19 protein-coding genes and 1 pseudogene are annotated in these 24,187 nt (G+C 73.4%); 11 read left to right on the top strand and 9 right to left on the bottom strand.

Translation table 11 applies throughout. The annotated features are described in order from the left end of the window. Nucleotides 1-69: 69 nt before the first annotated feature. From A4V12_RS31270 to A4V12_RS31265, 3 genes are all read right to left on the bottom strand, one after another. Nucleotides 70-2,532 carry a SpoIIE family protein phosphatase gene (locus A4V12_RS31270; RefSeq protein ID WP_064072838.1) on the bottom strand — a complete coding sequence of 821 codons (2,463 nt, stop codon included), beginning with the start codon at nt 2,530-2,532 and terminating at the stop codon, nt 70-72. 237 nt (nt 2,533-2,769) lie between these two features. Beyond that, the gene (locus tag A4V12_RS35825; RefSeq protein WP_079137500.1) at nt 2,770-3,030 is read right to left on the bottom strand and encodes a hypothetical protein; all 261 of its coding nucleotides are present in this window, start codon (nt 3,028-3,030) and stop codon (nt 2,770-2,772) included. A 577-nt stretch (nt 3,031-3,607) separates the two neighbouring features. Continuing rightward, the gene (locus A4V12_RS31265) at nt 3,608-4,030 is read right to left on the bottom strand and encodes a winged helix-turn-helix transcriptional regulator (RefSeq protein ID WP_064072837.1); all 423 of its coding nucleotides are present in this window, start codon (nt 4,028-4,030) and stop codon (nt 3,608-3,610) included. Nucleotides 4,031-4,117: 87 nt separating this feature from the next. Between A4V12_RS31265 and A4V12_RS31260 the strand changes: the two genes are divergently transcribed. After that, nucleotides 4,118-4,963 (top strand): NAD(P)H-binding protein, encoded by an 846-nt coding sequence (locus A4V12_RS31260; protein ID WP_064072836.1) that lies wholly within the window; start codon nt 4,118-4,120, stop codon nt 4,961-4,963. 68 nt (nt 4,964-5,031) lie between these two features. Here the strand turns inward: A4V12_RS31260 and A4V12_RS31255 are convergent, their stop codons facing one another. Then, nucleotides 5,032-6,549 carry a hypothetical protein gene (locus tag A4V12_RS31255; RefSeq protein ID WP_064072924.1) on the bottom strand — a complete coding sequence of 506 codons (1,518 nt, stop codon included), beginning with the start codon at nt 6,547-6,549 and terminating at the stop codon, nt 5,032-5,034. A gap of 289 nt (nt 6,550-6,838) precedes the next feature. Between A4V12_RS31255 and A4V12_RS37815 the strand changes: the two genes are divergently transcribed. Beyond that, a complete protein-coding gene (locus A4V12_RS37815; protein ID WP_064072835.1) occupies nt 6,839-7,171 on the top strand; it encodes a hypothetical protein in 333 nt (110 codons plus the stop codon). Nucleotides 7,172-7,239: 68 nt separating this feature from the next. Further along, nucleotides 7,240-8,304 carry an aegerolysin family protein gene (locus A4V12_RS35810; protein WP_267893245.1) on the top strand — a complete coding sequence of 355 codons (1,065 nt, stop codon included), beginning with the start codon at nt 7,240-7,242 and terminating at the stop codon, nt 8,302-8,304. A 92-nt stretch (nt 8,305-8,396) separates the two neighbouring features. Here A4V12_RS35810 and A4V12_RS31240 read toward each other — a convergent pair whose 3' ends face one another. Next, nucleotides 8,397-11,150: a LuxR C-terminal-related transcriptional regulator gene (locus A4V12_RS31240; RefSeq protein WP_079137496.1), complete on the bottom strand. Its 2,754-nt coding sequence runs from the start codon at nt 11,148-11,150 to the stop codon at nt 8,397-8,399. An 871-nt stretch (nt 11,151-12,021) separates the two neighbouring features. Here A4V12_RS31240 and A4V12_RS31235 point away from each other — a divergent pair. Next, a complete protein-coding gene (locus A4V12_RS31235; RefSeq protein WP_064072833.1) occupies nt 12,022-13,050 on the top strand; it encodes an aminoglycoside phosphotransferase family protein in 1,029 nt (342 codons plus the stop codon). Nucleotides 13,051-13,232: 182 nt separating this feature from the next. Here A4V12_RS31235 and A4V12_RS31230 read toward each other — a convergent pair whose 3' ends face one another. Both A4V12_RS31230 and A4V12_RS31225 read right to left on the bottom strand, forming a co-directional pair. Further along, the gene (locus A4V12_RS31230) at nt 13,233-14,798 is read right to left on the bottom strand and encodes a pectate lyase family protein (protein WP_064072832.1); all 1,566 of its coding nucleotides are present in this window, start codon (nt 14,796-14,798) and stop codon (nt 13,233-13,235) included. Between the two features lie 548 nt (nt 14,799-15,346). After that, complete coding sequence (locus tag A4V12_RS31225) at nt 15,347-15,955, bottom strand: ABATE domain-containing protein (protein WP_064072831.1); 609 nt, start codon at nt 15,953-15,955, stop codon at nt 15,347-15,349. 82 nt (nt 15,956-16,037) lie between these two features. Between A4V12_RS31225 and A4V12_RS31220 the strand changes: the two genes are divergently transcribed. Together A4V12_RS31220 and A4V12_RS35805 are read left to right on the top strand one after the other, a co-directional pair. Continuing rightward, nucleotides 16,038-16,832 carry an MBL fold metallo-hydrolase gene (locus A4V12_RS31220; protein ID WP_064072830.1) on the top strand — a complete coding sequence of 265 codons (795 nt, stop codon included), beginning with the start codon at nt 16,038-16,040 and terminating at the stop codon, nt 16,830-16,832. Nucleotides 16,833-17,002: 170 nt separating this feature from the next. Further along, nucleotides 17,003-17,871, top strand: a pseudogene (locus tag A4V12_RS35805) (IS5 family transposase); the annotation flags it as partial. A 4-nt stretch (nt 17,872-17,875) separates the two neighbouring features. Here A4V12_RS35805 and A4V12_RS31215 read toward each other — a convergent pair. After that, complete coding sequence (locus A4V12_RS31215; RefSeq protein ID WP_064072829.1) at nt 17,876-18,235, bottom strand: hypothetical protein; 360 nt, start codon at nt 18,233-18,235, stop codon at nt 17,876-17,878. A gap of 161 nt (nt 18,236-18,396) precedes the next feature. On the opposite strand from A4V12_RS31215, the gene A4V12_RS31210 reads away from it, so the two are divergent. Next, a complete protein-coding gene (locus A4V12_RS31210) occupies nt 18,397-19,110 on the top strand; it encodes an IS5/IS1182 family transposase (protein WP_064072828.1) in 714 nt (237 codons plus the stop codon). Between the two features lie 56 nt (nt 19,111-19,166). On the opposite strand, the gene A4V12_RS31205 is transcribed toward A4V12_RS31210, so the two are convergent. Further along, the gene (locus A4V12_RS31205) at nt 19,167-19,946 is read right to left on the bottom strand and encodes an alpha/beta fold hydrolase (protein WP_064072827.1); all 780 of its coding nucleotides are present in this window, start codon (nt 19,944-19,946) and stop codon (nt 19,167-19,169) included. 266 nt (nt 19,947-20,212) lie between these two features. Between A4V12_RS31205 and A4V12_RS31200 the strand changes: the two genes are divergently transcribed. The 4 genes from A4V12_RS31200 to A4V12_RS31185 all read left to right on the top strand — a co-directional run bounded on the left by A4V12_RS31200 (nt 20,213) and on the right by A4V12_RS31185 (nt 24,092). Next, nucleotides 20,213-21,013 carry an alpha/beta fold hydrolase gene (locus A4V12_RS31200; RefSeq protein WP_064072826.1) on the top strand — a complete coding sequence of 267 codons (801 nt, stop codon included), beginning with the start codon at nt 20,213-20,215 and terminating at the stop codon, nt 21,011-21,013. Further along, nucleotides 21,010-22,374, top strand: coding sequence for a PP2C family protein-serine/threonine phosphatase (locus A4V12_RS31195; protein WP_064072825.1), 1,365 nt, complete (start codon nt 21,010-21,012; stop codon nt 22,372-22,374). Before A4V12_RS31200 ends, A4V12_RS31195 begins: the two co-directional genes overlap by 4 nt. Then, nucleotides 22,362-22,715: an STAS domain-containing protein gene (locus tag A4V12_RS31190; protein ID WP_064072824.1), complete on the top strand. Its 354-nt coding sequence runs from the start codon at nt 22,362-22,364 to the stop codon at nt 22,713-22,715. Before A4V12_RS31195 ends, A4V12_RS31190 begins: the two co-directional genes overlap by 13 nt. 192 nt (nt 22,716-22,907) lie before the next feature. Then, nucleotides 22,908-24,092, top strand: coding sequence for a PP2C family protein-serine/threonine phosphatase (locus A4V12_RS31185; RefSeq protein ID WP_064072922.1), 1,185 nt, complete (start codon nt 22,908-22,910; stop codon nt 24,090-24,092). Nucleotides 24,093-24,187: the final 95 nt, after the last annotated feature.

Raw genomic sequence — 24,187 nt, 5'->3', positions numbered from 1 at the left:
GCAGTGCCCCGTTCGGACGGGGCGACCGGGCGGGGGCAGTCGAACGTCGGTCGGGGACATGCTCTTCGGTCAAGTGCTGTCGTGTGCCGGCACGCCCAGCATGAGCAGCGTCACGTCGTCGTCATGGGCTTCCGTGTCCGGTATGAGTGTCCTCACCAGCCGGGCCGCGGCCCGGTCCAGGGCCTCCGCATCGGCGGGGGCGCCCTTCAGCGCGAGGTCGAGCGTGTGGACGAGGACGTCGATCTGGGCGTCGATGTCGGTGCCGGGCCGCTCGACCAGCCCGTCGGTGTACAGCACGAGGGTGCTGCCAGGCACCAACGGGTGGCTCGCCTCCTCGAACGGCAGCCCGCTGCCGGCCGGGTCGTTGACGCCCAGCGGCACCCCGACCGGCGCCCCCAGCCTGCGAGCGTGCCCGTCGGGGGGCACGACGATGACGGGGAGGTGCCCGGCGGAGCACAGGGTGACCTCGCCCGCCTCCTGGTCGATCACCAGGTAGAGGCAGGTGACCAACTGGCCGGCCAGGTCGTTGACGAAGGCGTCCAGTCCGGTCATGAGCTCACCGGGGGTGCAGCCGGTGCGGGCCAGGGCGTGGGAGGCGGCGCGCAGCTGACCCATCACGGCCGCGGCCTCCAGGCCACGCCCCATCACGTCGCCGATGACGACGCCGGTGCGGCGCTCGTCGAGGGGGATGATGTCGAACCAGTCGCCGCCGACTCCGGGGTCACGGACGGAGGCCAGGTACCGGTGGGCGCTGGGCAGGTACGGCAGCAGGGGTGGCTCCCCCATGAGGCTGTGCTGCAGGGTGTAGGCGATATGCCGTTGCTGCTCGTAGCGCTCGGCGCGCTCGGCTTCCAGCCGCCTGCGCTCGGTGATGTCCCGCACGGTCAGCACGACGAGGGTCTGCTGCTCCGACTGGAGGCTGCTGACGCTCACCTCGACGGGGAACTCGGAGCCGTCGCGGCGCAGCCCGTACAGGTCCCGGTCCAGGACCGTGGGCTGCGGATCGCGCAGGCGCAGATAGGCACGGAGAAGGGCGCCGTGCCGGCGGCGCCGCGCGGCGGGCACCAGGCCGACCACCTCGGTGCCGACGAGGTCGCCGGGCGCGCAGCCGAACAGGTGCCGCACCTGGGTGTTGGCCATGACGATGACGCCGTCGCCGTCCGTGATGAGGGTGGCGTCGGGTGCGGACTCCAGCAGGGCGGTGAACCGGCGGTGGGACCGCTGGACCTCGCGCTGGGCCGCGACGCGTTCGGTGATGTCGGTGACCACGCCACCCACGGCGTACGGCACACCGGACGCGTCACTGATCGGGAACAGGCTGGAAAGGAACTCCCGAGTGCCGCCCGGCAGGGTGAACACCTCCACCCGCTGCACGGGCCGGCCCTCCGCCAGCATCGCGCGGTCGGAGGCCCGCGCCTTGCGTGCCAGGTCGGACGGCATGACGTCCTGGTCGAGGCGGCCCAGGACCTGGTCGCGGGTCAGGTTCAGGATCTGCTCGAACGTGGTGTTGACCGCCAGGTAGCGGCCCTCCAGGTCCTTGATGAAGACCACCGCGGGGGTGTGGTCCATGAAGGCCTGCAGCAGTTCGTTCTGGCGCACCTGCCAGGCGAGACGGGCATGAGCGACCTCGACACGGCGGCCCACGGTCAGGGACATGAAGATCACCGCGGTGAACACGGACACGTGGCCGGCCACCAGCAGTGCGGTGCCGAGCCGCGGCCCGAACACCGCCGCGTCCTCGCCCGCCAGGACGAGCCAGCCCAGCAGCGGCGGGACGACCACGACGGTCAGGAGCAGCCAGCGCCCCAGTGCGCCGGTCGTCCCGGCGTTCAGCACCAGGCCCGTGAGACCTTCGTCGGGCCGGGTCAGGAACATAGCGGTGGCCAGCAGCACCAGGGCGACCGCGGTGTGCAGGGCCATGCCCGTGTAGGCGCCGAACCGCTCCAGCTGGGGTACCTCGTATGCGGCGCCGTACAGCCTGAGCATGGCGAGTGCCCCGACGGCCAGGCCGGGGACCTGGCCGGCCCAGGCGGGGACCCGGGGCGTACTGGCACACAGAGCCCCGGCGCCGGCGAGCGCCAGGGCGACGGCCGTGTTCGGGCCCATCCGTCCGGGCGACCCCGTCTGGGTGCGGGCGGTGTCGTCGTCGAAGATCAGCTCGTCGATGCCCAGGCTCGTCCCGGTGGCGTACTCCGCGAGGGTGAGCACGCCGAGCAGGCCGGCGAAGACCGCCGCCCCGCGGGCCGCGACGACCGCCCGCGGCCGGACCGGCCGACGGCCGATCACCCACAGGGAGAGGCCCAGCGCGACGAGGGCCAGGGCGGTGTTGACCTTCATGGACACCGCGACACCGGGCAGCACGCTCTTCAGCACCTCGGTGTCGGTGACCCATCCGGCCAGGCCGAGCAGGCCCAGCAGCGCGGCGCCCAGAGCCGCGGCCCCGGCCACCGCGTGCGCGGTGGCCAGAACGGGGGAGCGGAACGGCAGGATTTCGGCCTGCTGCGCGCTGCGCGCGCCAGGCAGTCCGGGCATCTGCTCTCCGCCTGTCACCGCATTCTCGTCCCTGCCTGACGGCCACCGGACATCACAAATCATCCCAGTAATAGGAAAGGGTACGCGTGGATCTTTGAGGGCGCCCGACCCCGCCGAAGGACGGTGACATGGGTGTGGCCGGTCCGCTTCCTGAGACCGGCCACGGTCACGGCGCCCTCGCGGCGTAGCCTTTCCCGCGCCTACGGCCTGGGCGGCATGGATGACGACGAGGGGTGCTCATGTGCGTGAGGTTGCTCTTCGTCCTTCCGGAGCCGGGGCATGTGAGGCACAGCGCACCGTGAAAGAGGTTCGGTCAGCCGGCGAGCCGGCGAAGATCTGCCACGCCAGGAGTGACTTCGCCGCGAGGCTGAGGACCAGGTAGGCCTTCCCGCCGTACGCGTAGTCGGACCACCGGCCGGCTCCGCGGTACGGCGTGTGGCGGGCACGCCGACTGCTTCGGGTCAGTGCGCTTCTTCCGGTTCTCCGCAGACGGTACACACGCCAGGTTTCATGATCCCTTCGTGGAAGTCGTGGTAGAACCCGCCTGGCCCCTCGTAGTCACGCATCGCTCTGCCCGTGCAGTTCCGGTGTTGCGCGATCCGGCACCGGCCACAGCAATCGTGACTCCTGATGGACTCCTTCGCCTTCTTGCTGCATGCCCGGTGGCCGCAGGCCCGGTACCCGCCGGAGCCGCTGCTCGCGTGGGTGCCGAAGCTGCCCGGGTCGTCACGGAATCGGTCGATGACCGCCTCGGCCGACTCGTCGGTGGCACGCGACCGTGCGTTCACGACGAGTTGGCCGACGAATGCGGCTGCGCCCAGAGCGATCCATCGCCAATTGCCACGCATCTGCTTCCCTCTGGTCGTCGGTTCATCGGCGACGGTACCGGCTCCCGCCGCCTGCCGGGGACGGGTGCGTCCTCGTCGTCCCCTCGCATTGGCCCACGCGGCCTCCGGCCGGTGCGTGCACACCGGGCCGGCACCAGTAGGCCCAGTCCGGCCGACCGAGCACGGCAGGGCAGGAAGCACCACGGCCTCGTCGACGGGCCGGGCAGTCAGGACCGCGGGCCGTGCCGTCAGTGGATGTCGTGGCCGGGATGGGCACGGTCGTACGCGTGCCGTGCCTCGGCGATCACGGCACGGTGGGCGAGCGACCAGTCCGCGAGTGCCTTGACGAGGTGGGTGAGGCCGGCTCCCGTCTCGGTCAGGCGGTAGTCGACCTGCGCCGGGACGGTCGGATACACCGTGCGCAGGACCAGACCGTCGCGTTCGAGCCTCCGCACCGTCAGGGTGAGCATGCGCTGGGAGATGCCGTCGATCGCGCGCTGCAGCTCGCGGAACCGGCGCGGTCCGCCCGCGAGTTCGACGACCACGAGCACCGACCACTTGTCCCCGATGCGGTCCAGGACGTCACGGATGCCGCAGTCGGGGTGGTCCGCGCGTCCGCAGGGGTCGAGTGCGGCGGGGCTGGTGGTTACCCCGGTGTGCGTGGGTGACATCGAAGTGCCTTCTTGTCGGTGCGGGGGGTGCGGTCGAGGATCAAGCGTAGTTACCGATGAGAACCACGCGACGGAAGACCGGTAGACATGATCTTGGTGACAGGGGCGAACGGGAGCCTGGGCTCGGCCACTCTCGCGGCGCTGCGCGCCCGCGGCACGGTCGCCTCGGGCGGCAGCCGTACACCGGGCGAGGGAATGCGGCGGCTCGACTTCGACGACCCGGCGGGCCTCGACCTGACCGGCGTGTCGACCCTGGTGCTGATCTCCGCCGGGTACGCCGAGGACGACCAGGTCGTCGCACGGCACACGGCGGCCCTGGACGCCGCCGTGCGCGATGGCGTCCACCACGTCGTCTACACGAGCCTGGCCGGTGCGGGCGACCACCTCGGGTTCGCCCTCGCGCACCGCGCCACCGAACGCCTCGTACGGGCGAGCGGATTGCCCTGGACGATCCTGCGCAACGGCCTCTACGCCGAACTCTTCGGCGGTCTGTTGATGTGGACCGACCAGGGGGTGGAGTCCGCGTTCGGCGACGGCGCCCTGAGCGCGGTCCCGCGGCAGGATCTCGCCGAGGCGGCGGCCGTCGTCGCGTCGCACCCGGCACGGCACGCCGGACGCGTGTACGACCTCGTCGGTACGCCGGTCACGGCGGACCGGGTGGCCGGCCGGCTCGGCGTACCGCACCGCTCCATCGGCCTGGCCGAGTACCGGCGCAGGCTGCTCCACGAGACGCCGGGCCTCCTGCCGTTCCAGCCGCCCATGCTCGCCTCGATCGCCACGGCCGTCCGGCACGGCTTCCTGGACGGTACGGGTCCCGACCTCACGTCCCTCCTGGGCCGGCCGTCCCGCGATCCCCTCGCCGCGGCCGTCGCCGCCGCGTCCGCAGCGAGGCCGGCAGCAGGCGTCCGGACCGGTACGGCAGGCGTCCGGTGACCGGGACGGTGGGGGAGGGGTGTGGAAATTGGGTGACAGGCCGCCGCCGGCCATGGACGGTGACGCCGTCAGTGGCGGGGCAGGAGGCGGGACATGGCGGACGGCGGCAGTGACGGGTTGGCCGCCGCCGACGAGGCCGTCTGCCGGTCCGCGTCGGTGAGGAGGGCGGCGACGAGCGGAGGGGGGAGCGCCGGGTGGGCGGCGGCCACCGGCCTCGTCCGCGCGTCGTCCAGGCAGGGGAGGAGGGCGGCGGCGGTCGCATGACGGTGGCGTGCGATCTCACGGAGGGCCTTGCGCACCACGGGCCGGCGCCCGGCCAGCTCTTCGAGCAGTGCTGGGGACGCGTCGGGGTTGGCGGCCACCGCGGCCGCGACCCGGTCGCCGTGCCGGCGCACCATCGCACGCAACCGGGCTTCCGCAAGGCCCGGGTGCCCGGCGACGGAGGCGACGACCTTCGCGTCGGGATCGGCGGCCAGCATGTCCCGCACGTCCGCCGGCAGATCACGCCGCTGCGCCACGAGCATCCGCACGGCCGGGTTGCCCGACCGGGCCAGTTCTCCGACCTCGGCCGGTGACGCGGCGGCGATGCGCGGCAGCGGTTCGGCGGGGAGCCGGACCGTGTCCGCGAGGCGGTCGAGGACGTCGAGCGGCACGCGCGGGTTGTGCGCCGCCGCGCGCCGTACGGCCGGGTCGCGGTCGGCGGCCGGCACGCGTACCAGTGCGTCGCCGAGCACGGCGTTCGCGGCGAGTTCGGCCCGTACACCGGCGACGGGGTCCGCGACGAGCCGCCGGCACACCTCGGCGGGCAGGTCCGGACGGGCCGCGAGCGCCTGGCGCAGCAGCCGGGACGGGTGATCGGCCAGGGCGGCGACGGCGTGCACCGGAGTGGCGGGGTTCTGGAGCGCCGCCAGCCGTATGTCGTGCACGGCGGACTCGTGGGAGCCGTCGCACGAAGCGCCCGGCAACAGGTCGCCGTGGGGCAGCGGGCCGCGCGGATCGTGGACCGACGGGCCCTCCCCGCGGTCGCAGACCGGGCACCGCTGAAGCGGAGGCAGGCCGTCGCCGGTGACCAGCGCCGCCAGCACGGCGGCCGGCGCCGCCTCGTTGGCCGCCACCGCGCGGCGCACATCGGCATGCGGGTGCGCCGCCAGCCCGGCGGGCCATCGTGACGTCGTCCACAGCGCCAGTTCCACGACCACCCCGAGTTCGGGGTCCGTGGCGAGTGTCTCGACCACGTCGGAGGGCAGGTCCGGGCAGGCGGCGAGCCGCTCCCGGCGCGCGACGACCGGACCGGTCACCAGGAGGCGAGCCCACCACGGTTCACCGGCGCCCCTGTCGAGCAGGGCGAGGGCCGCATCCGGCCGGGTCACCGGATCGATGTCGGCGGCGGTCAGATGTCCTCCGTACGCGAGGGGCACCGCGCTCTCCTCGACGCGGGCGACCAGCGCGACCGCCTGGTCATGGGTGAGGTCGGCGCGGCGGGCCAGCACACCGGCGATGTCGGTGTCGGCGACGGCGACCAGCCGGTCCATCAACTCCGCCGGCAGCGCCGGGTTCTCGGCGAGGCCGCACAGGAGAACGTTCACGGCGGGCATCATGCCGCGTCCGCACACCGCGCCGCGCGCCGTTTTCCGGTGACGGGGTGACGGGGTGACGGGGTGACGCGGTGACGCGGTGAGGCCGCTCGGCTGTTCAGGTGCGGCCGCGGCGGCGCGGTGCGGCCGGCGACGTGAGCGGCCGTCGCCCCGCGCCGTCGGCGCGCCCGGTCACGTGAGTTCGTGGATTTCCACGATGCCCCGCCCGCGCCGCCCACGACAGTCTGGTGCCCGGGCAAGCGCCCCGCACCTTCCACCCTCGCAGAGCCGGGAGTCACCCATGCGCATCACCACCATGGCGGTCGCCTCCGCCCTCGCCGCCGTCACCGTCGTCGGAGGCCCCGCCGTCGCGCACGCCGCCGACCCGGACGCCGGTACCGGTGCCGGTGCCGGTGCCGGTGCCGCCACCGTGAGCGGAACGCACCCGACCACCGCTCGTACCGCCGCGCCCGCCGCGGCCGCCGGGTGGCGGGAAGGCCCGTACAGCGACCCGGAGATCGCCGCGGCGGCCGCGCAGCTCACCATCGGCATCGGCCGGGCAACCGCCTACTACCTGGTCCAGGTCTGGGACACCGTGCGGCAGACCACCAACTGGTGGATCCACTACACGTGAGCCGCACCGCGGCCGCCCGTGACGCGCACCGTTCCACCGCACCCGCACCCGCACACCGTTTCCACCCCATGCGAAAGGCAACCGTGAAGACCAACACGCCGTCACCCGCCGCCCGCGCCCCGCGCGGAGCCGCCAGGGTGCTCCTGACCGCCATGCTCGCCCTGGCCGGCGCGGGGGCCCTCACCTCCCCGGCAGCCGCCCATCCCGTCCAGGAGGACGTGCCGCGGGGCAAGCCCGCCGCGGCCGTGTCCCCGCCGGACGCCCAGGCCGCCCGCAGCACCCGGGTGGTGTTCGACAATCAGACCGCCGGCGGGATGCAGCGCGTCCAGGCGGAACTCCAGCACGGCTGCTGGACGTCCCTGGTGCCCGAGTACGTCCCCGGCCACCGGGCGGGCCAGTGGGAGAGCGAATCCTGCGGCATGATGACGGGGACGGAGGGGCGGGCCTCGTTCTCGGTGCCCGGTGGCGAGGTCGCCGTTTACTGGAACAACCCGTACGTCGGCAGCAACAGTTACGACTGCACCGCACCGTCCGGTTACCGCTGCGTAAGGGACTCGTCGACCGGCGGCGGGAACAATGCCACCGTCCGCTTCCGGCTCTCCGGCGGACCGGCCGCGGCCGCCCGGTCCACCACCGGCGCGTCGGCCCCCGCCCCGTCGGCCACGGTCGCCTCCGCCCCGGCCCCGTCCGCCACGATTCCGTCCGCCCCCGTCCGGTCCGCCGCCGTTCCGCCTGCTGCCGCGCCGGCGGCCGGGCCCGCGTCCGCCCTGGCCGGACCTCCGGTGGCCCAGGCGGCCCGCAGCACGCACGTGACGTTCAACAACCACACCGACCGCCTGATGCTCCGCACCGACGCGCGTCTGGCGTGGGGGGTGTGGACGGCCAACCAGTACCCGCCGGAGTCCATCCCGCCGGGCAACACCCGCTCCTGGCAGAGCGAGTCCGAAGGGTTCGCGACCGGGACCGAGGGCGAGGCGACGTACGTCCTCCAGGGCGTCGGCAACGTCCGGATCAAGTGGAACAACCCCTATGTGGGGAGCAACAGTTACGAGTGCTCCGCGCCCGCCGGCTACCAGTGCAGGCGGTCCGGCGGCGGCGGTGACAACGCCAGCCCGGTGTTCACCCTGTCCTGACCGTACGGTGCCCCTCCTCCCGCCCCGGCACACGGCGAGGGGAGGGGCGCGCGCGTGCCGTGAACGTGCCGTGCCGTGCCGTGCCCGCCAGGTCAGCCGGGCGGCGGCGGCGCGGCCGGCTCCGCCTCCCGGGCCAGTACGGGCGCCAGCTGCGCCCGCCGCGTCACGCCCAACTTGCGGTACGCGCTGGTCAGATGGGTCTCCACGGTGCGGCGGGTGAGGTGCAGCGCGGCGGAGATGTGGGCGTTGGTGTGCCCCGCGGCCGCCAGTTCCACCACGCGCAGCTCGGCGGCGGTCAGCGCCGGACAGCCGGTCATCGCGCGGGGCCGGCCGCGCACCCGCCCCTCGCGCAGGGCCTCCTCCACCACACCGAGGAGCCGGCCGGCGAGGACCGGCGGGGCGCCGTTCACGGCACCGCCGCCGGGTACCGGGGCGGCGGTCCCGCACAGCCGCTCCGCCACGGCGTGCGCCTCACGCAGCGCGTCGCGGCCCTTGCGGCCGTTGCCCGCCTCGATGTGGGCCCGCCCCAGGTCCACCAGCGTCTCGGCCAGTTCCACGGGCGCCGGGCCGGACCGCAGCGACTCGGCGGCCTCGGTCAGCGATTCGAGGGCCGACCGCCCGCCCACCGCAGCGGCGTGCGCCCGCAGCGCCCGGCCGACCGTCCGGGGGGTCCCCCAGGTCCGGGCGTGGCGCAGCTCCTCCTCGGCGAGCTCGCGCGCCTCCCGCCGCCGCCCGAGCCGTACCAGCGCGAGCGCCGCACCGGAACGCCACGGGGTGGCCACCGGGCTGACGAAGTCACGGGCGGCCTGGCCCGCCCCGCACGCCAGGTGGTCCTCGTACGCCGCCGCCCAGTTGCAGTCCGCCGCGTGCAGCAGCGCCCGCGCGTACCGCAACTCGTTCCACTCCCAGGAACTGTCGGCACCGGACGGGCCCGGGCCGGCGAGGACCTCCCACGCCCGGGCACGCCGGCCGGCCTCCGCGTGGGCGGTCGCCACCATCGCCACCAGGTGCGGCAGGCGTACGCCCTGCCCGGCGGACGCCTCCACCAGAGGGGCGTTCTCGGCGACGACCCGGGAGAAGTCCCCCGCCCACAGGGCCGCCTCGGCCCGCACGCTGAGCAGGCACTGCACGCCCGCGTCCGTCAGGTCCGGGGGCGTGGGCGCCGCCGGCAGGCACCCGTCCGCGAGCGCCCGCGCCTCGGGCAGGTGGTCCGCCCACTGCAGGAGGGTCGCCGCGCTGCCCAGCCAGGCGGTGCGCAGGCGCGGGTCCACCGGCGCGGCGAGACGCTTCCGTACCCGCCGGACCGCCTCGGCCGCCGAACAGAGCCCGGCGCCGGCCTCGTACTCGGTGATCAGACCGCACACCAGCGGCTCGATGGTCACCGGGGCCGTCGGCGCCAGGGCGTGCAGCCGGGCGACGGCGCTGCGCCATGCCGCGGCGTCGTGGGAGGAGATGAGCGCGCCGAGGGTCTGCAGCACCTGGACCAGCTCGTCGTCGGCGCCGCGGCTCGCCTGGTGCAGGACCCGCAGCGCGGTGTCGGTGCGGCGGCCGGCGACGAGGGCCGCGCTGAGGGCGGGCGCCGCGGCGGCCCGTTCCCGGACGTCGGTGTGCAGTTCCAGCCCGGTGCGGAGCCTGCGGATGCCGGCGGCGGCACTGTGCGGGAGCTCCAGCGCGCCGAGCCGCAGGCTGAGGTCGGCCCGCCGGTCCGGGGGATGCGGGCCGCTCAGGGCGTGGCGCAGGTACGCGGTGGCCTCCGCGACACGACCGGCGCCGGCGGCCTCCTCCGCGGCCTCGGCCAGCGAGCGGGCCATCCAGCCCTCGCCGGGCCGGTCGACGCGCAGGAGCCGGGACGCCACGGTCGTCGCGGGTGCCCCGCTCTCGTCGAGCAGCCGGGCGATGCGCGCGTGCAGGGCGGCGGTCTCCCCGGGTTCGGCGGCGGCGAGGACGGCCTCCCGCGCCAGGGGGTGGCGCAGCATCCGGCCGAGCCGGCGCACCGAGCGGGCGCTCGGCGGACGCCCGTGCGGGCAGAGGTCCGCGACCTGGTCGAGAAGGCCGGGCCCGTCGGGCGTCCCGCCGTCGGCCGCGACGGCGAGCGCGAGGCACACGTGGCGCGAGCGCGGATCGGCCCGGTGCCGGAGCCAGCCGGTGATGGTCTCGCGGTAACGGCTGCGCGCCGGGCCGGACGGCGGGCGGGGGAGCGGGCCTTCCCCGAGGTCGGCCACGAGCGCCCGCACCAGGGCCGGAATGCCCGCCCCCGCCTCGACGCAGGTCGCGGCCTGCTCCTCGGTCAGCCCGGCGGCACGGGCGATGCGGGTGACGGCCTGCGCGCCGAGCGAACGGAGGCGGACGGTCGTGCCCGTGGCGGGCGGCAGGGGCGTCGGCTCCGACTGGTCGAGGCACTCGGTCAGCACCAGCGCCACGGGCAGGCCGGTGATGCGGCGCGCCAGGTAGCCGATCCAGCGCCGCGACGGCTCGTCCGCGTGGTGCAGGTCGTCCACCGCGAGCAGCACCGGCCGCTCGGCCGAGGACCGGGCCAGGCACGCCACCAGCCGGTGGAGGACGAGCTGTTCGTCCGGTCCGGCCGGAGCCGAGAACGGTACGGCGCCGTCGCCCGGGAACACCTGCCGGACCAGTCCGAACGGGAACCCCGCCTCCTCCGGTACGCAGCGCGCCCGCGCGACCCGCATGGCCCCGCCGGCGGACTCCCGCCGTACGATCGCGTCCAGCGCGGCGGTCCTGCCCATCCCGGCCGCCGAAGCCAGCAGCACCCAGCGTCCCTCGCCGGCCCGCGCGGCGGTCGCGGCCGCCGCCGCCGTACCGAGCACTTCGTCTCGCTCCACCAGCACCTGTCACGTCCCCCTTCGATTCCCCGAGCGGTTCCCGCGTGCACCCGTTCGTCCACTGGTCAGGTGGACGGGCTCCGGTGGAAATCATGGCGGGCCGTCGGCCTTCGAGGGGCCGGGCGTCGGCCGGATCGACCGGGCGGCGCCGGTCGTGGCCGGGCCCCGGCGCAGGGTCCCACCGCCGGTTCGCCCGCGCCGCACCGCGGCGGAACTCCGCGCGCCCTGGTGCGCCCCGCCGGATGCGCGGGTCGCCACCGAACGGCCGAAACTGGTCGCGGGTGCGGGTGCGGGTGCGGGTGCGGGTGCGGGGCGCGGGCGGTTGCGGTTGCGGCTACGGCGGCGCGCCGGATGCCGTGGCCGCCGGCCGAGGGCCGGGGCGGTGCGGCCGCTCGCCGGGACCGCGTGGCTGCCGGCCGTCGGCCGGGCCGGTGCCGTTGGGGCCCGCAACGCATTTGGCGCGGCTGACCCCTTCGGCATGCCGGACGCGGCCCCGGGGCGGACCGCATGACCGCCGGCCGAGGGCCGGGCCGGTGCCGCTGCTCGCCGGGAACCGTGGCCCGCTCGCCGGCCCGACCGTCCGGCGTCATCACGGCCACGTGTTCCACGCCGTGCGCGCCGGGACGCCGCTCTCCGCGCCCTCCGGCGCCGCTCGCCGGAGGTCACGACCACGGCCGACACGGTCGCGGTGTTGAACGGCGGCCGGATGCGGTACGGGTCGCCCCGGTGCGCGACGGCGGTGTCGGGGCGCGTCGTACTCCGTCCCCGGCGCCCGCCGTGGCCGCTCGGGACCCCCCTCTGCCGGGGCCGGGAGGCGGCCGCCCTCGGCGGCGTAAAGGCGTCGCCGGACCGTCCGGCCGCGTGGAAGGATCGGCTCATGGAGTCGCGACTGCCGTTCGGGGATGCCTTACGGGCCGCTCTGGGGCCGCCCCGGCGCTCGCGCCGACTGGCCAGCAGCCCCCGGTCGCGCGTCTGGCACGTCGAACTGCCGGGAACGGAAGCGGTGGTGAAGCAGCTCGTCGACGGCCCCGGGGCCGACGAGCGGTACGCACGCGAGGTGGCTGCCCTGCGCATCGCCGGCCGGGCCGCGCCTCCCGTGGTCCCCGCCGTACTGGCCACCGATCCGGCCGAGCGGGTCGTCGTCCTGGAGCATCTGGGTCACCGGCGCCCTGCCCCGGACTGGATCGTCGGCCACGCGGGCGCGCTGGCGCGGCTGCACGCCACCGCGCGTCCCGGTGACGCCGGGGACCTGCCCCGGTGGCAGGGCCCGACAGCGGCCGATGCCGGGTCCTTCCTGCGGCTGGCGGAGTCCTTGGAGGTGCCTGTCCCCGACGGCGTGCCCGGCGAACTCGACGACCTCGTCGCACGGCTCGGCCGGGCGCCCGGGTACGCGCTCCTCCACGGCGACCCCTGCCCCGGCAACGACCTCCACACCGACGCGGGCATCAGGTTCATCGACTTCGAGCAGGCCTCACTCGGCAGCGGGCTGATGGAACTGGCCTACTTCCGCATCGGGTTCCCCACCTGCTGGTGCGTCACGTCGGCGTCGGAGCCGCTGCTGGAACGGGCGGAACGCGCCTACCGCGAGCAGTGGTACGCCTCGACCGGCGCCGACGTCCCGGACGGGCTCGCCGACGCATGCGCCGGCTGGCTCCTGCGCGGCGACGCCCTGGTGCAGCGGGCCGGGCGCGACGGCACGGACCACCTGGCCCGGATCCCGCACGAGGACTGGACGTGGGGCACCGCGACCGCCCGGCAGCGGCTCGTCCACCGGCTCGGAGTGGTCGGCCGGATGGCGGCCGGCCGCGCCCCCCTCGCCGGCCTCGGCCTCCTCAGCGGTGCCGTGCGCCGGCGGATGCTCGCCCGCTGGCCCACGCTGCGGCCGGTCCCGGCGGAGCGCCCGTAGAGGCCACGCCCGCCGCTCGGTACGGTCCCGTGCAGGACCGCCGTTGTCCGGGTCCGGCGGCGTCCGGGTCCGGCGGTGTGTACCGGTCCGGCGGTGTACGGGGGCGCCGGTGGTTCCGGTGGGGGGCCGGGGACGCCGGTGTCCGGGTCCGCCGAAAACGGACCCGGACGGGGGAGTGCGGTTCAGCCGGCGTACGTCTCGTACTCGGCGATCCTCGGGGTGCCGGTGGACCCGGTGATCTCGAAGGTGATCTTCTGGAGCGAGGTCCGCGCGAAGGAGATGACGCCCGCCCCGCTGCCGGAGGTCAGGACGGCGCCGGTGTCGGCGTTGACGAGCCGCCAGGAGCCGATGGCGCCCGCGGAGCCGGTGGCCTCACGGATGACGACGCGGGACACCGCGGTGGGGGAGCCCCACTTGATGGACACCGAACCGGTCGGGCCGGCCGGTGACCAGTAGGTGCTCGTGTTGCCGTCCCGCACGTTGCCGTAGCTGGTGCCGTCGGCCTTGCTGGAACCGTCGGAGCCGGCACCGATGCTGAGGTTGGTGCCACTGGGCTGGGTGGGCGTCGGGGTCGGCGTGGGGGTCGGGGTGGGTGTGGGAGTGGGGGTCGGCGTCGGGGTCGGGGTCGGGTCCGGCGTCTGGGGAGTGCAGTTGCCGTCCGACACCCGCAGCCCCTTGTCGGCGCCCGCGGTACGGCTCACGACGTCCGGTACGCAGCCGGCCGCGTCCAGCGTGTAGGAGTACGGGATGCCGACGGTCGTGTTGGACTGCGGGTTGGGCCCGGCGGGGTTGTGGTCACCCTCGCGGGCGGACCAGGTCACGTTGTCGAAGATGTTGCCGGCGACCTGCCAGTAGCCGGCCGCGTCGGTGTAGAAGGTGCCGAGGACGTCCTTGGAGTCCTCGAAGTAGTTGTTGTCCACCTTGGCGCGCGCCCCGGCCCGGGAGTTGATGCCCGACTCGTTGAGGCTCCTGTAGTGGTTGTTGTAGATGTGGGCGATGCCGCCGCGCAGCAGCGGTGCGCGGGAGTCGATGTTCTCGTACAGGTTGTGGTGGAAGGTCACGTAGCCGTTGGAGGTGTCGGTCTCGCTGGAGCCGATCAGGCCGCCGCGGCCGGAGTTGCGCAGGGTGCTGTAGGAGAGGGTGACGTACTGGGTGTTGTCCTTCATGTCGAAGAGGCCGTCGTAGCCCTCCGACTCGCCGCCCGACGCCTCCAGGGTGACGTGGTCGACCCAGACGTTGCGTACGTTGCTCTCCATGCCGATGGCGTCGCCGCCGTTCGACGTGGGGGAACCCGACTTCTTGACGTTCCGCACCGTCACGTTCTGGATGACGATGTTGCGGGAGTCGCGGATGTGGATGCCCACCTGGTCGAAGACGGCTCCGCCCCCGACTCCGACGATGGTGACGTTGCTGATCTGCTTCAGCTCGATCACGCCGGCGGCGGTGCTGCAACTGGTGCCCGACACCTTGCCGGTGTTGCCGTGGTTGATCGTCCCCTCCACCTGGATGGTGATCGGGGTGCTGCTGCTGGCCCGGCCGCACAGTGCCGCGTGGATCGCGGTTCCCGTGGTGGCCCGCACGGTCTGCCCACCGGCTCCGCCGGTGGTCCCGCCGTTCTGGGTCGCGAAACCGGTGGCGCCGGCGGCGGCCGCCGACGCTTCCGGTGCCGGCAGGAACGCACCCGCGGCGCCCGCGAGGGCCGCGACGGCCAGTGCCGAGCCGCATCGCAGTCCGACTGTTCGTCTCATTGGTGGCTCACCTCTCGTCTTCGCCTGTCGGCGGCGCCAGGAGGGCGGCGCCGCTCGCCACCGTCGGCTCGGCCGGGCGACGGCGGATGACTCGGGAAAGCGCTTTCTGGCCGCGACGATAGGGGCCGCCTCCGGGAGTGACAAGGTTCCGCGCACGATCAGATTCAGAAACAGGAATGAGGGGCACGCGAAGTCACCTTCTTGGACATCAAGCTGACCGTCGTTCAGATGCGGGGACGAATAGCTCGCGCCCGCGCCTGCCACCGCTCGGTCGGGCGGGCCCTGGACTGCACGTACCCCTGTTCCGTGGCGCACCGTCACCGAGCCGGACTCGAAGATCGGATCCAGTCCGTACGGCGCGATCCCGAACGGTGTCGGCCGGGGGCGTGACAGGTCCCGAAATGCCTACCGCGGACGGAAGCCGGCGTCCGCGCCCTCTGCCGGGCCGGTGCCGCACGGTCGGGGGTCGTAAGCGGCGCACACGGTCGGACGGTGACGGCGCCGCGGGATGCCCGGACGCCCCTACGTGCCGGACGGGATCCGGCGCGTCACTCCGCCGGGTCGTTGCGCCGTGCGTAGGCACGGGCCGCGCGGGCGCGGTCGCCGCAGCGGGTGGAGCACCAGTGCCGCCGGCCATGGGTGCGCAGCAGGAAGCGGTCGCACGGAGCGGACTTGCAGGCGGCGAGCAGCGCGGCGTCCGGGCCGGTGAGCAGGTCGGCGGCGTCGGCGGCGAGGATGGCCAGCGCGTGGTTGACGGCCTGGTCGGTGGGGTGGGCGTGGACGCGGCGCAGCCCCCGCTCGCCGTCCCAGGCGAGCGGGGGAGCGGTGGGCACCGCCGTGAGCGCCTGGTTGACCGCCCGCAAGGACTCCTCGGGCGGGGCGGCGCCTTCGACGTGCGCGGCGAACAGGGCCCGCACATGGCCGCGCAAGGTCCGCATCCGCTGCGCGCACACCTCGTACAACTGCACGTCCGGGGTGGTCAGGCTGTGGGTGGCCAGCCAGCGCATCGCGGACGCGGGGACGGCGAGCAGGTCGTAGCTCTGGCCGGCGGGCAGGGTCGTGGCGGTGTCGGCGAAGTCCAGGGAACGGTACGTGTCGGCACCAGGAGTGGGGGGCAGCGCGGCGTGCGGGGTGTCGGCGGCTGCGGTCTCTTCCATGTCCTCATGTTATCGCTTGCTCTTTTCCGTGACATCCGCCTAGTGTGGCTCACGGTAAATACGTCTCCTATCCGTGAGGAACATGAGTATGCTCGGGCATGACGCCAATGAGTTCCCGGTCCGCGTTCTCGGCGGCCCGACCGCCCTCTTCGAGTACGGCGGCCTGCGCTTCCTGACCGACCCGACGTTCGACGCCCCCGGGGACTACCCCTCGGCGGGGCCGACGCTGACGAAGACCGCCTCCTCCGCCGCCACCCCGGCCGACCTCGGCCCCATCGACGTGGTGCTGCTCTCGCACGACGAGCACGCCGACAACCTCGACACCGCCGGCAGGGCCCTCCTCGCCGACGTCCCGCTCACCCTGACCACCCCCGGCGGCGGGCAGCGCCTCGGCGGCAACGCCAAGGGCCTGGCCGACTGGGAGTCCGTCGAACTGTCCCGCCCCGGCGGCGGCACCATCACGGTCACCGGGGTCCCCGCCGTCCACGGTCCCGGCAAGCGCGAGGAGATCGAGCCGATAACCGGCCAGGTCGTCGGCTTCGTGCTGACCGGCCAGGGACTGCCCAGCGTCTACGTCAGCGGAGACAACGCCTCGCTCGACGCCGTCGAGGAGATCGCGGAACGCTTCGCCCCGGTGGACACCGCCATCCTCTTCGCCGGAGCCCCGCGCTTCCCCATGCTCTTCGGCGGCGGACTGCTCGTCCTGGACAGCGCCCAGGCCACCGAGGCCGCCCGAACCCTCGGCGCCCGCCGCGTGGTGCCGGTCCACCACGACAGCTGGGCCCACTTCACCGAGGGCCGCGACGAGCTGGAAGCCGCCTTCACCAGCGCCGGCCTGGCCGACCGCCTGGACCGGGACTGGCTCCAGCGCGCCTGACACCGGCGGATCGCGCGACGCCCGGCATCACACGCCGCCTCCGCGGACGGCCGCCCGGCCGCCGGCGCTCACCGCCCGGACACCGCCCCTCACGGCCGGGCGAGACTTTGCGGACGCGGCCTTAGGCCGTGTATCGAAAGTCGATCTTGGGCTGTGAATGATCACGGTTCATGGGTCGAGGAGATCTCACATACGAACAGTGGGCAATGCTGGAGCCGTTGCTGCCGAGGGGGGCGAAGGCCGGGCGGCCACCGGTCTGGCCCCGGCGGCAGCTGATCGACGGCATACGGTTCCGGGTCCGGACCGGTGTTCCGTGGCGGGACGTGCCCGTCGAGTACGGACCGTGGAACCGGGTCTACGCGGTCCGCCGATGGCAGCGGAACGGCATCTGGCACCGCATTCTTACCCGCCTTCAGTCCCTGGCCGACGCGAAGGGGGCGATCGTGCGGGACCTGAATGTCGACTCCACGGTCTGCCGCGCCCACCAGCATGCGGCCGGAGCCCGAAGGCAGGGTGACCTGCAGAAGGAACCACCGGGCGGTGTCCATGAAGAGCCCGGAGACCACGGACTGGGACGGTCGCGCGGCGGGTTCACCACCAAGCTGCACCTGGCCGTCGAGCAGGGCCAGAAGCCCATGGCGATCGTGGTGACCGCCGGGCAGCGCGGGGACTCGCCGCAGTTCGAACCCGTCTTGGCAAAGGTCCGTGTGCCCCGCATAGGGCCGGGCCGGTCACGCGTCCGCCCCCACCGGGTCCGCGCGGACAAGGCGTACGCCTCCCGCAAGAACCGTGCATACCTGCGCCGCCGCGGGATCCGCTGCACCATTCCCGACAAGGCCGACCAGGTGCGCAACCGCCAAAAACCGGACCCCGCGGTGGTCGGCCACCGCGCTTCGACCCGGTCGACTACCGCCAGCGGCACGCGGTGGAGTGCCGGATCAACCGCCTCAAGAGACACCGGGCGGTCGCCACGCGATACGACAAGCTCGCCGTCCGCTGCGAGGCGACAGTCCTGGTCGCGGCGATCAACGAGTGGCTGTACTTCACTGAAAAGGCATGGGGGCCCACGGCAACGCCTCCCGCCATCCCTGCCGATCGTGAGCCCAGTCCATCATCACCTGGGCGGTGGGCTCTTCCGGGCCGAACACTTCATGAAGCCTTGGGACGTGGGCCTGGTGGTGCTTGTCTGCACTGCCTTCGCGGTACTCGACCTGGTAGCTGAGGTCGTCGTTCAGGTACACCTGAATGTAGTGCTGATCCACAGGCTCCAGATCGAGTCTTTCCAGGATCACAAACCGGTGCGACAGGTTCATCTCGGACAGCAGGTCGTGCAGAGCCTCCTCGGTCGGATCGTCCACGATACGACCACTGGCTTCAACTGCACGCAGTACTGGCTTCAGCATGCACGCGACTGTACCGACCCGCAGGATTCAGCTGCCCAGCAGTGCACTTCCGCAACAGGCCCTAAAGGGTGTTGCAGAAGGCTCAGTTCTGGGCATTTTGCCTGTATGGGCGGGGTGTTGCGGCTGAGTCGGTATGGGTTGAGACGTTCACGGGCTTGCGGATGGATCGGTTTGCGAAGCTGGTGAAGGCAGTGAAGGAGCGGGGCGGGAACGGGCCTGGTGGTGGCCGTCCGTGGTGCCTGCCGCCGCCGGATCGAGTGCTGCTGGTGGCCATGTACTACCGCACGAACCTCACCGTGCGGCAGCTCGCTCCGCTGTTCGGGGTCTCGCCGGCCACGGTCTGCCGGGTCATCCAGCGGCTCCGTCCGCTGCTGGCGCTCCAGCGGGCTCCGCGGCCGGTGGTGGACACCGAACGGTTGTGGATTGTGGACGACACCCTGATCCCGGTCCGCGACCGGAAGATCGGCGCCTCGTCCCGCAACTACCGGTTCTCGGCGAACGTGCAGGTCATCATCGGCGCAGACACCCGCCTGGTCATCGCAGCGGCCCGGCCGGTGCCGGGCAGCAAGGCCGACGCGCACGTCTGGCGCGAGTCGGACCTGCCCGCCCTGGCGGCGAGCACGACGGTGATCGCGGACGGCGCCTACCTCGGCACCGGCCTGATCGTTCCGCACCGCAGGAGAGCCGGCCGCCCCCTTCTGCGCGGGCAGGAGGAGGACAACGCCGAGCACCGGCGGGTCAGGGCCCGTGTCGAGCACACCTTTGCCCGGATGAAGAACTGGAAGATCTTGCGCGACTGTCGGCAGCGAGGCGACGGACTTCACCATGCCGTCCAGGCCGTCGCCGCCATGCACAACCTCGCCATGACCCGGTGAACCAGCCGGTCAGGCACCACTTCCGCCTGCCGAAGCCCGACCTTCCGCAACACCCTTTAGCGCCGGGCGCCGTCCGTGAGTGCCGCCGCCGCGGCGCGGGCGAAGCCCTCCGGGTTGTCCAGCATGATGTTGTGCCCGCAGTCGGGGACCGGGACCACGGCCACCCCCGCGTCGACGAGCGCATCCGTGCCGGGCAGCGGGCCGTCGGCCTCCGGCAGCAGGTAGGCGCGGGGGATCGGCAGGTCCAGGAGGAGCTCACGCATGGTGGGGACGGTGCCGCGGGTGAGGTGGACCGCGCTGCGGTACAGCGCCTCCCGGCCGGCCAGGCGCATCGTGGACCACCATTCGGGGCCGGCCAGGTCGCGGGTCTCCTTCCAGCCGTGGGCCAGGAAGTCCGGCTCGGTGTACGCGGCGATCCCGCTGCTGCCCATGGTGCCGGGCGCGGGCGGGATCGGGTCGAGGTTGGCGTCGACCAGGACCAGGCGGGAGACCAGCCGGGGGTGCCGGGCGGCCAGCACGACGGCCACCGAGCCGCCCATACTGTGCGCGATGACCTCGGCTCCCGTGACACCCGCGCGGTTCAGGGCCTCGGCGAGGGCGTCGGCATGCGCCTCGAGGGTGTAGTCGAAGTCCGCGGGCCGGTCGCTGATGCCGTGTCCCAACAGGTCGATGAGCAGCGACCGGTGCCCGGCCAGCAGGGGATGGACCGCCGCCTGCGTGAAGTAGACGGACGAGGTGGCGCCCAGTCCGTGCACGTAGACGCGTGAGGGTTCCCGTCCCGGCAGCTCGACCCAGCGGATCCGGTCACCTTCGGGCGTCACGGCTGCCTGGCGCACAGTTTGCTCCTCCGCTGTCCGGCTCGATGGATTGGAGGGACGACGATAGCCGGACGATCATGGTGTGTCACCGCCGGTCCTGGCCGGGCCCGGCCCGTCCGTAAGGCAGTTGTGCGTCCGGACACGCACACACCGCGCCCGATCGCGTCCCCGCACGGGCCGCCCGCACGTGGCGTGCAGCGCCGTCCAGCGGCGGACCTGTGAGGTTCCGCTCACCCTCTCGTGCGGATTCGCCGGGCGAGCGGTGCGGGTGCCAGGATGCCCGCATGGATGTAGTGAGCAGGAACAATGTCACTGTCACCGGCAGGGCCGACGGCCCTGTGGTGATGCTGGCGCACGGGTTCGGCTGCGACCAGAACATGTGGCGGCTCGTGGTGCCCGCACTGGCCGCCCGTTTCCGTGTGGTCCTGTTCGACTACGTCGGGTCCGGTTCGTCGGATCTCGCCGCCTGGAGTCCCGAGCGTTACGGCTCGCTGGACGGCTACGCCCAGGACGTACTGGACATCTGCCAGGAGCTGGATCTTCGAGAGGTGGCGTTCGTCGGGCACTCGGTGAGTGCGATGACGGGCGTCCTCGCCGCGGCCCGGGAGCCGGAGCGCTTCGCGAGGCTCGTGCTGCTGGTGCCCTCCCCCCGGTACATCGACGACGGCGACTACAAGGGCGGCTTCAGCGCCGAGGACATCGAGGAACTGCTGGAGTCCCTCGAGTCCAACTACCTGGGATGGTCGGCGCACATGGCTCCCGTGATCATGGGCAACGCCGACAGGCCCGAGCTCGGTGAGGAGTTGACCAACAGCTTCTGCCGTACGGACCCCGACATCGCCCGCGTCTTCGCACGCACCACGTTCCTGTCCGACAGCCGGCAGGACCTGGCGTCCGTCACGGCGCCCACGCTGATCCTCGAATGCGCCGAGGACGTCATCGCACCGCGGGAAGTGGGGGCCTACGTGCACGCCGCCATTCCCGGCAGCCGCCTGGTGACGCTGAAGGCGACGGGCCACTGTCCGCAACTCAGCGCGCCGGAGGCCACCGCCGACGCCGTCATCGACTTCCTGGCCCCGGCATGATGTGCCGCACGGAGCAGGACCCTCCGCCCGACACGCACCGCGACTCCCGGCGCGGCCCTCACCCGACGGACGGCACGGCGTCCGACGCGGAGTTCAGCGCGCTGCTGGAGGACGACGTGGAAGACCTGTACGAGAACGCTCCCTGCGGGTACGTCTCCACCCTGCTCGACGGGAAGATAGCGAAGGTGAACGCCACCCTGCTGGGGTGGCTCGGCCACTCCCGCGAGCAGGTCATCGGCAGGAAGAGGTTCACCGACCTGCTCACGGTCGGCGGGAAGCTGTACCACGAGACCCACTTCGCTCCGCTGCTGCGCATGCAGGGCGAGGTGAACTCCATCGCCTTCGAACTCAAGGCCGCCGACGGGTCCCGGCTGCCCGTGCTCGTCTCCTCCAAGGTGAAGGCCGGGAGCGACGGCCAGCCCCAGCTGATCCGCACGACGATCGTCGACGCCCGGGACCGCCGGTCGTACGAGAACGAGCTGCTGCACCGCAAACGGGAGGCCGACAAGGCCCGGCACGAGGCGGAGCAGGCACGGAAGGAGGCGGAGGAGGCGCGGCAGGAGGCCGAACGCGACAGGAACCGCCTCCAGAGCGTCCTCGCCGTGCTCCAGCGCAGTCTGGTGCCCCCGACCCTCCCGCAGCCGGAGGGCATGGAAGCGGCCGCGTACTACCACACCGCCTCGGTGGACCAGGTCGGCGGCGACTTCTACGACCTGTTCCCCCTGGGGGACGGACGCTGGTGCTTCTTCCTCGGCGACGTGTGCGGCAAGGGCCCCGAAGCGGCGGCCGTCACGTCCCTGACCAGGTACACGCTACGCGCGGCTGCCATACACGACCCCGATCCGGTCACCGTTCTCACCACGCTCAACACCGTGCTGCACCAGCACTACAACAGGGGCGACCCCCGCTACTGCACGGCCGTCTTCGGCACCCTCACCCCCGGCCCCACCGGCGCGACGGTGCACCTGGCCAGCGGGGGCCACCCCCCGGCGGTGCTCATGCGGGCCGACGGCACGGCCGAGTACCTCCCGACACCGGGTGGCCTGCTCGTGGGCATCCTGCCCAATGCCCCGTTCACCGCCACCAGCCGGGACCTGGCTCCGGGCGACACCCTCGTCCTGTACACGGACGGCCTGACCGAAGCCCGCATCGGCCCCGACGGCACCCGTTACGGCGACGAAGCGCTGCTGGAATACGCCTCCGACCTCGCCCCCGTCACCGCCCACAAGGCAGTGGGCGCGCTGACCACCCTCCTGGAGAGCTTCGGCGACGGCCTCGACGACGACACCGCCATCCTCACCCTCGGCATCAACCCCACCGCACCCACCGGACCCACCGAAGAAGCGACGTGCCGCACCTGACCACCAGCACCGGAACCACCCTGACCGGACCCGTCGTCACCGTCGCGGGCGACCTCGACCACCGGAGCGCCGCCCGCCTGCGTGACGCCCTCCGCGACATCCCCCTCCGACCGGGTGAAACCCTCCTCCTGGACCTGCACGGCCTGACCTTCTGCGACTCCAGCGGCATCTCCGTGTTCATCGCCGCCCACCGCCGGGCGGAGAACGCACAGGCGCGGATGGCGCTCCAGCAGGTCCCCGACACCGTCGCGCGGGTCCTCACCGTCGTCGGCCTCGATCAGGTCTTCGAGATCCGTCCCGGCGCGGGCACGGGGAACACCGGCACGCGGGCGAGCGCCTGACACCACCGCACCGGAGGAGTCCGGCGGTACGGGTGCCCCGCCGCCCCTCCCGTCGTCGTCCTCCGTCCCGTCCTCCGCCCGTACCGCCCCACGCCACACCGGCCGGTGCCCGGGTGCCGCCGGACGGGGACGACCCGGTGCACTCTGATCCTTCGAGGCGAACGCCCACCGGTCAGGCGGAGGTGTCCAACCATCGTGCAGGGGCATGAGCAGGAGCACCGGCGGCACGCCTTGGTGGCCGTACCGATCGGTCTGATCGTGGTCGTCACGGTGGTGGACATCCTCGCTCCGCCGGAGGTTCACCTCGGGCCGTTCCTGGTCGCCGCGCCGGCCGTCACGGCGTCGTTCGCCGGCCCGAGGACGACCGCCTGCATCGGCCTGCTCGCCGTCCTGGCCCAAGCGGCCGTCGCGGTGGTGCGCACCAGCCTCACGGACCTGAACCACACGTTCCAGATCATCGCGCTCATCCTGATCTCCGTGTTCGTCACCTTCTTCTCGCACCTCCGGGAGCGGCACGAGAAGGAGATGACGCAACTGCGCCTGGTCGCCCAGGCCGCCCAGGAGGTCGTCCTGCGCCCCCTGCCGGCCCGCATCGGCACCCTGCGCGTCGCCTCGGTGTACCTGGCGGCCGAGGAGGAGGCGCAGATCGGTGGCGACCTGTTCGCCGCCGCGCGTACCGCCCGGGGCACTCGGCTGATCATCGGTGACGTACGGGGCAAGGGGATGGAAGCCGTCGGGGACGCGGCCCTCGTTCTCGGCGCCTTCCGCGCCGCCGCCCACCGGCAGGACGAACTCCCGCTGCTCGTCACCTACCTGGAGGGCACGGTCTCCTCCGACCTGGACGACCCGGAGTCGGCCGGGGCGCGGCAAGGACGGCGACCGGGGCAGCCGGGCAAGGGGGAGCGGCCGGGGAAGGCGGAGCCGCCGGGGCTGCCGGAGCGGCCGGCGCAGACGGGCGAGGCGTTCATCACCGCCGCCCTGCTCGACATCCCGGACACCGCACCGGTGCTCCACCTGGTCAACTGCGGCCACCCGCCGCCGCTGCTCCTCCGTGACGGCCGGGTGACCAGTCTCGACGTGCGCGTACCCGCGCCACCGCTCGGACTGACCGAGTTCGCCGACCCCGCCGCCCTGGTGCCCGAGACGTTCCCCTTCGCGGCCGGCGACCTGGTCCTGCTCTACACCGACGGCGTCATCGAGGCGCGGGACGCTTCCGGCGCCTTCTACCCCCTGGCGGAGCGGATCAGTGCCTTCGCCGACGAGGACCCGCAGGCGCTCCTGCGGAGCCTGCGCCGTGACCTGCTCGCCCACACACCCCACGGGCGGCTCGGCGACGACGCCGCGATGGTCGCGATCCGGCGCATGCCCGGGAAGTGACGGCCCGGAGCCGCCCGTACGACGAAAATCGCTGGAGCGGCGGCGCGGTGTGCCACTACCGTGCTGCCGAACCTCGTCGTCCAGCCAAGGACCTG

This window comes from Streptomyces noursei, assembly GCF_001646665.1.
Classification (GTDB): domain Bacteria; phylum Actinomycetota; class Actinomycetes; order Streptomycetales; family Streptomycetaceae; genus Streptomyces; species Streptomyces lavendulocolor.
The sequence above is the reverse complement of the archived record's forward strand: the minus strand, read 5'-3'. Positions and strand labels throughout refer to the sequence as shown.

What these genes read in the sequence shown, in the direction of transcription:
- A4V12_RS31270 (WP_064072838.1), bottom strand. Translation starts at nt 2,532, where the DNA reads ATGCCCGGACTGCCTGGCGCGCGCAGCGCGCAGCAGGCCGAAATCCTG.
- A4V12_RS31265 (WP_064072837.1), bottom strand. Translation starts at nt 4,030, where the DNA reads ATGTCACCCACGCACACCGGGGTAACCACCAGCCCCGCCGCACTCGAC.
- A4V12_RS31260 (WP_064072836.1), top strand. Translation starts at nt 4,118, where the DNA reads ATGATCTTGGTGACAGGGGCGAACGGGAGCCTGGGCTCGGCCACTCTC.
- A4V12_RS37815 (WP_064072835.1), top strand. Translation starts at nt 6,839, where the DNA reads ATGCGCATCACCACCATGGCGGTCGCCTCCGCCCTCGCCGCCGTCACC.
- A4V12_RS35810 (WP_267893245.1), top strand. Translation starts at nt 7,240, where the DNA reads ATGCGAAAGGCAACCGTGAAGACCAACACGCCGTCACCCGCCGCCCGC.
- A4V12_RS31235 (WP_064072833.1), top strand. Translation starts at nt 12,022, where the DNA reads ATGGAGTCGCGACTGCCGTTCGGGGATGCCTTACGGGCCGCTCTGGGG.
- A4V12_RS31230 (WP_064072832.1), bottom strand. Translation starts at nt 14,798, where the DNA reads ATGAGACGAACAGTCGGACTGCGATGCGGCTCGGCACTGGCCGTCGCG.
- A4V12_RS31225 (WP_064072831.1), bottom strand. Translation starts at nt 15,955, where the DNA reads ATGGAAGAGACCGCAGCCGCCGACACCCCGCACGCCGCGCTGCCCCCC.
- A4V12_RS31220 (WP_064072830.1), top strand. Translation starts at nt 16,038, where the DNA reads ATGAGTATGCTCGGGCATGACGCCAATGAGTTCCCGGTCCGCGTTCTC.
- A4V12_RS31215 (WP_064072829.1), bottom strand. Translation starts at nt 18,235, where the DNA reads ATGCTGAAGCCAGTACTGCGTGCAGTTGAAGCCAGTGGTCGTATCGTG.
- A4V12_RS31210 (WP_064072828.1), top strand. Translation starts at nt 18,397, where the DNA reads ATGGATCGGTTTGCGAAGCTGGTGAAGGCAGTGAAGGAGCGGGGCGGG.
- A4V12_RS31200 (WP_064072826.1), top strand. Translation starts at nt 20,213, where the DNA reads ATGGATGTAGTGAGCAGGAACAATGTCACTGTCACCGGCAGGGCCGAC.
- A4V12_RS31195 (WP_064072825.1), top strand. Translation starts at nt 21,010, where the DNA reads ATGATGTGCCGCACGGAGCAGGACCCTCCGCCCGACACGCACCGCGAC.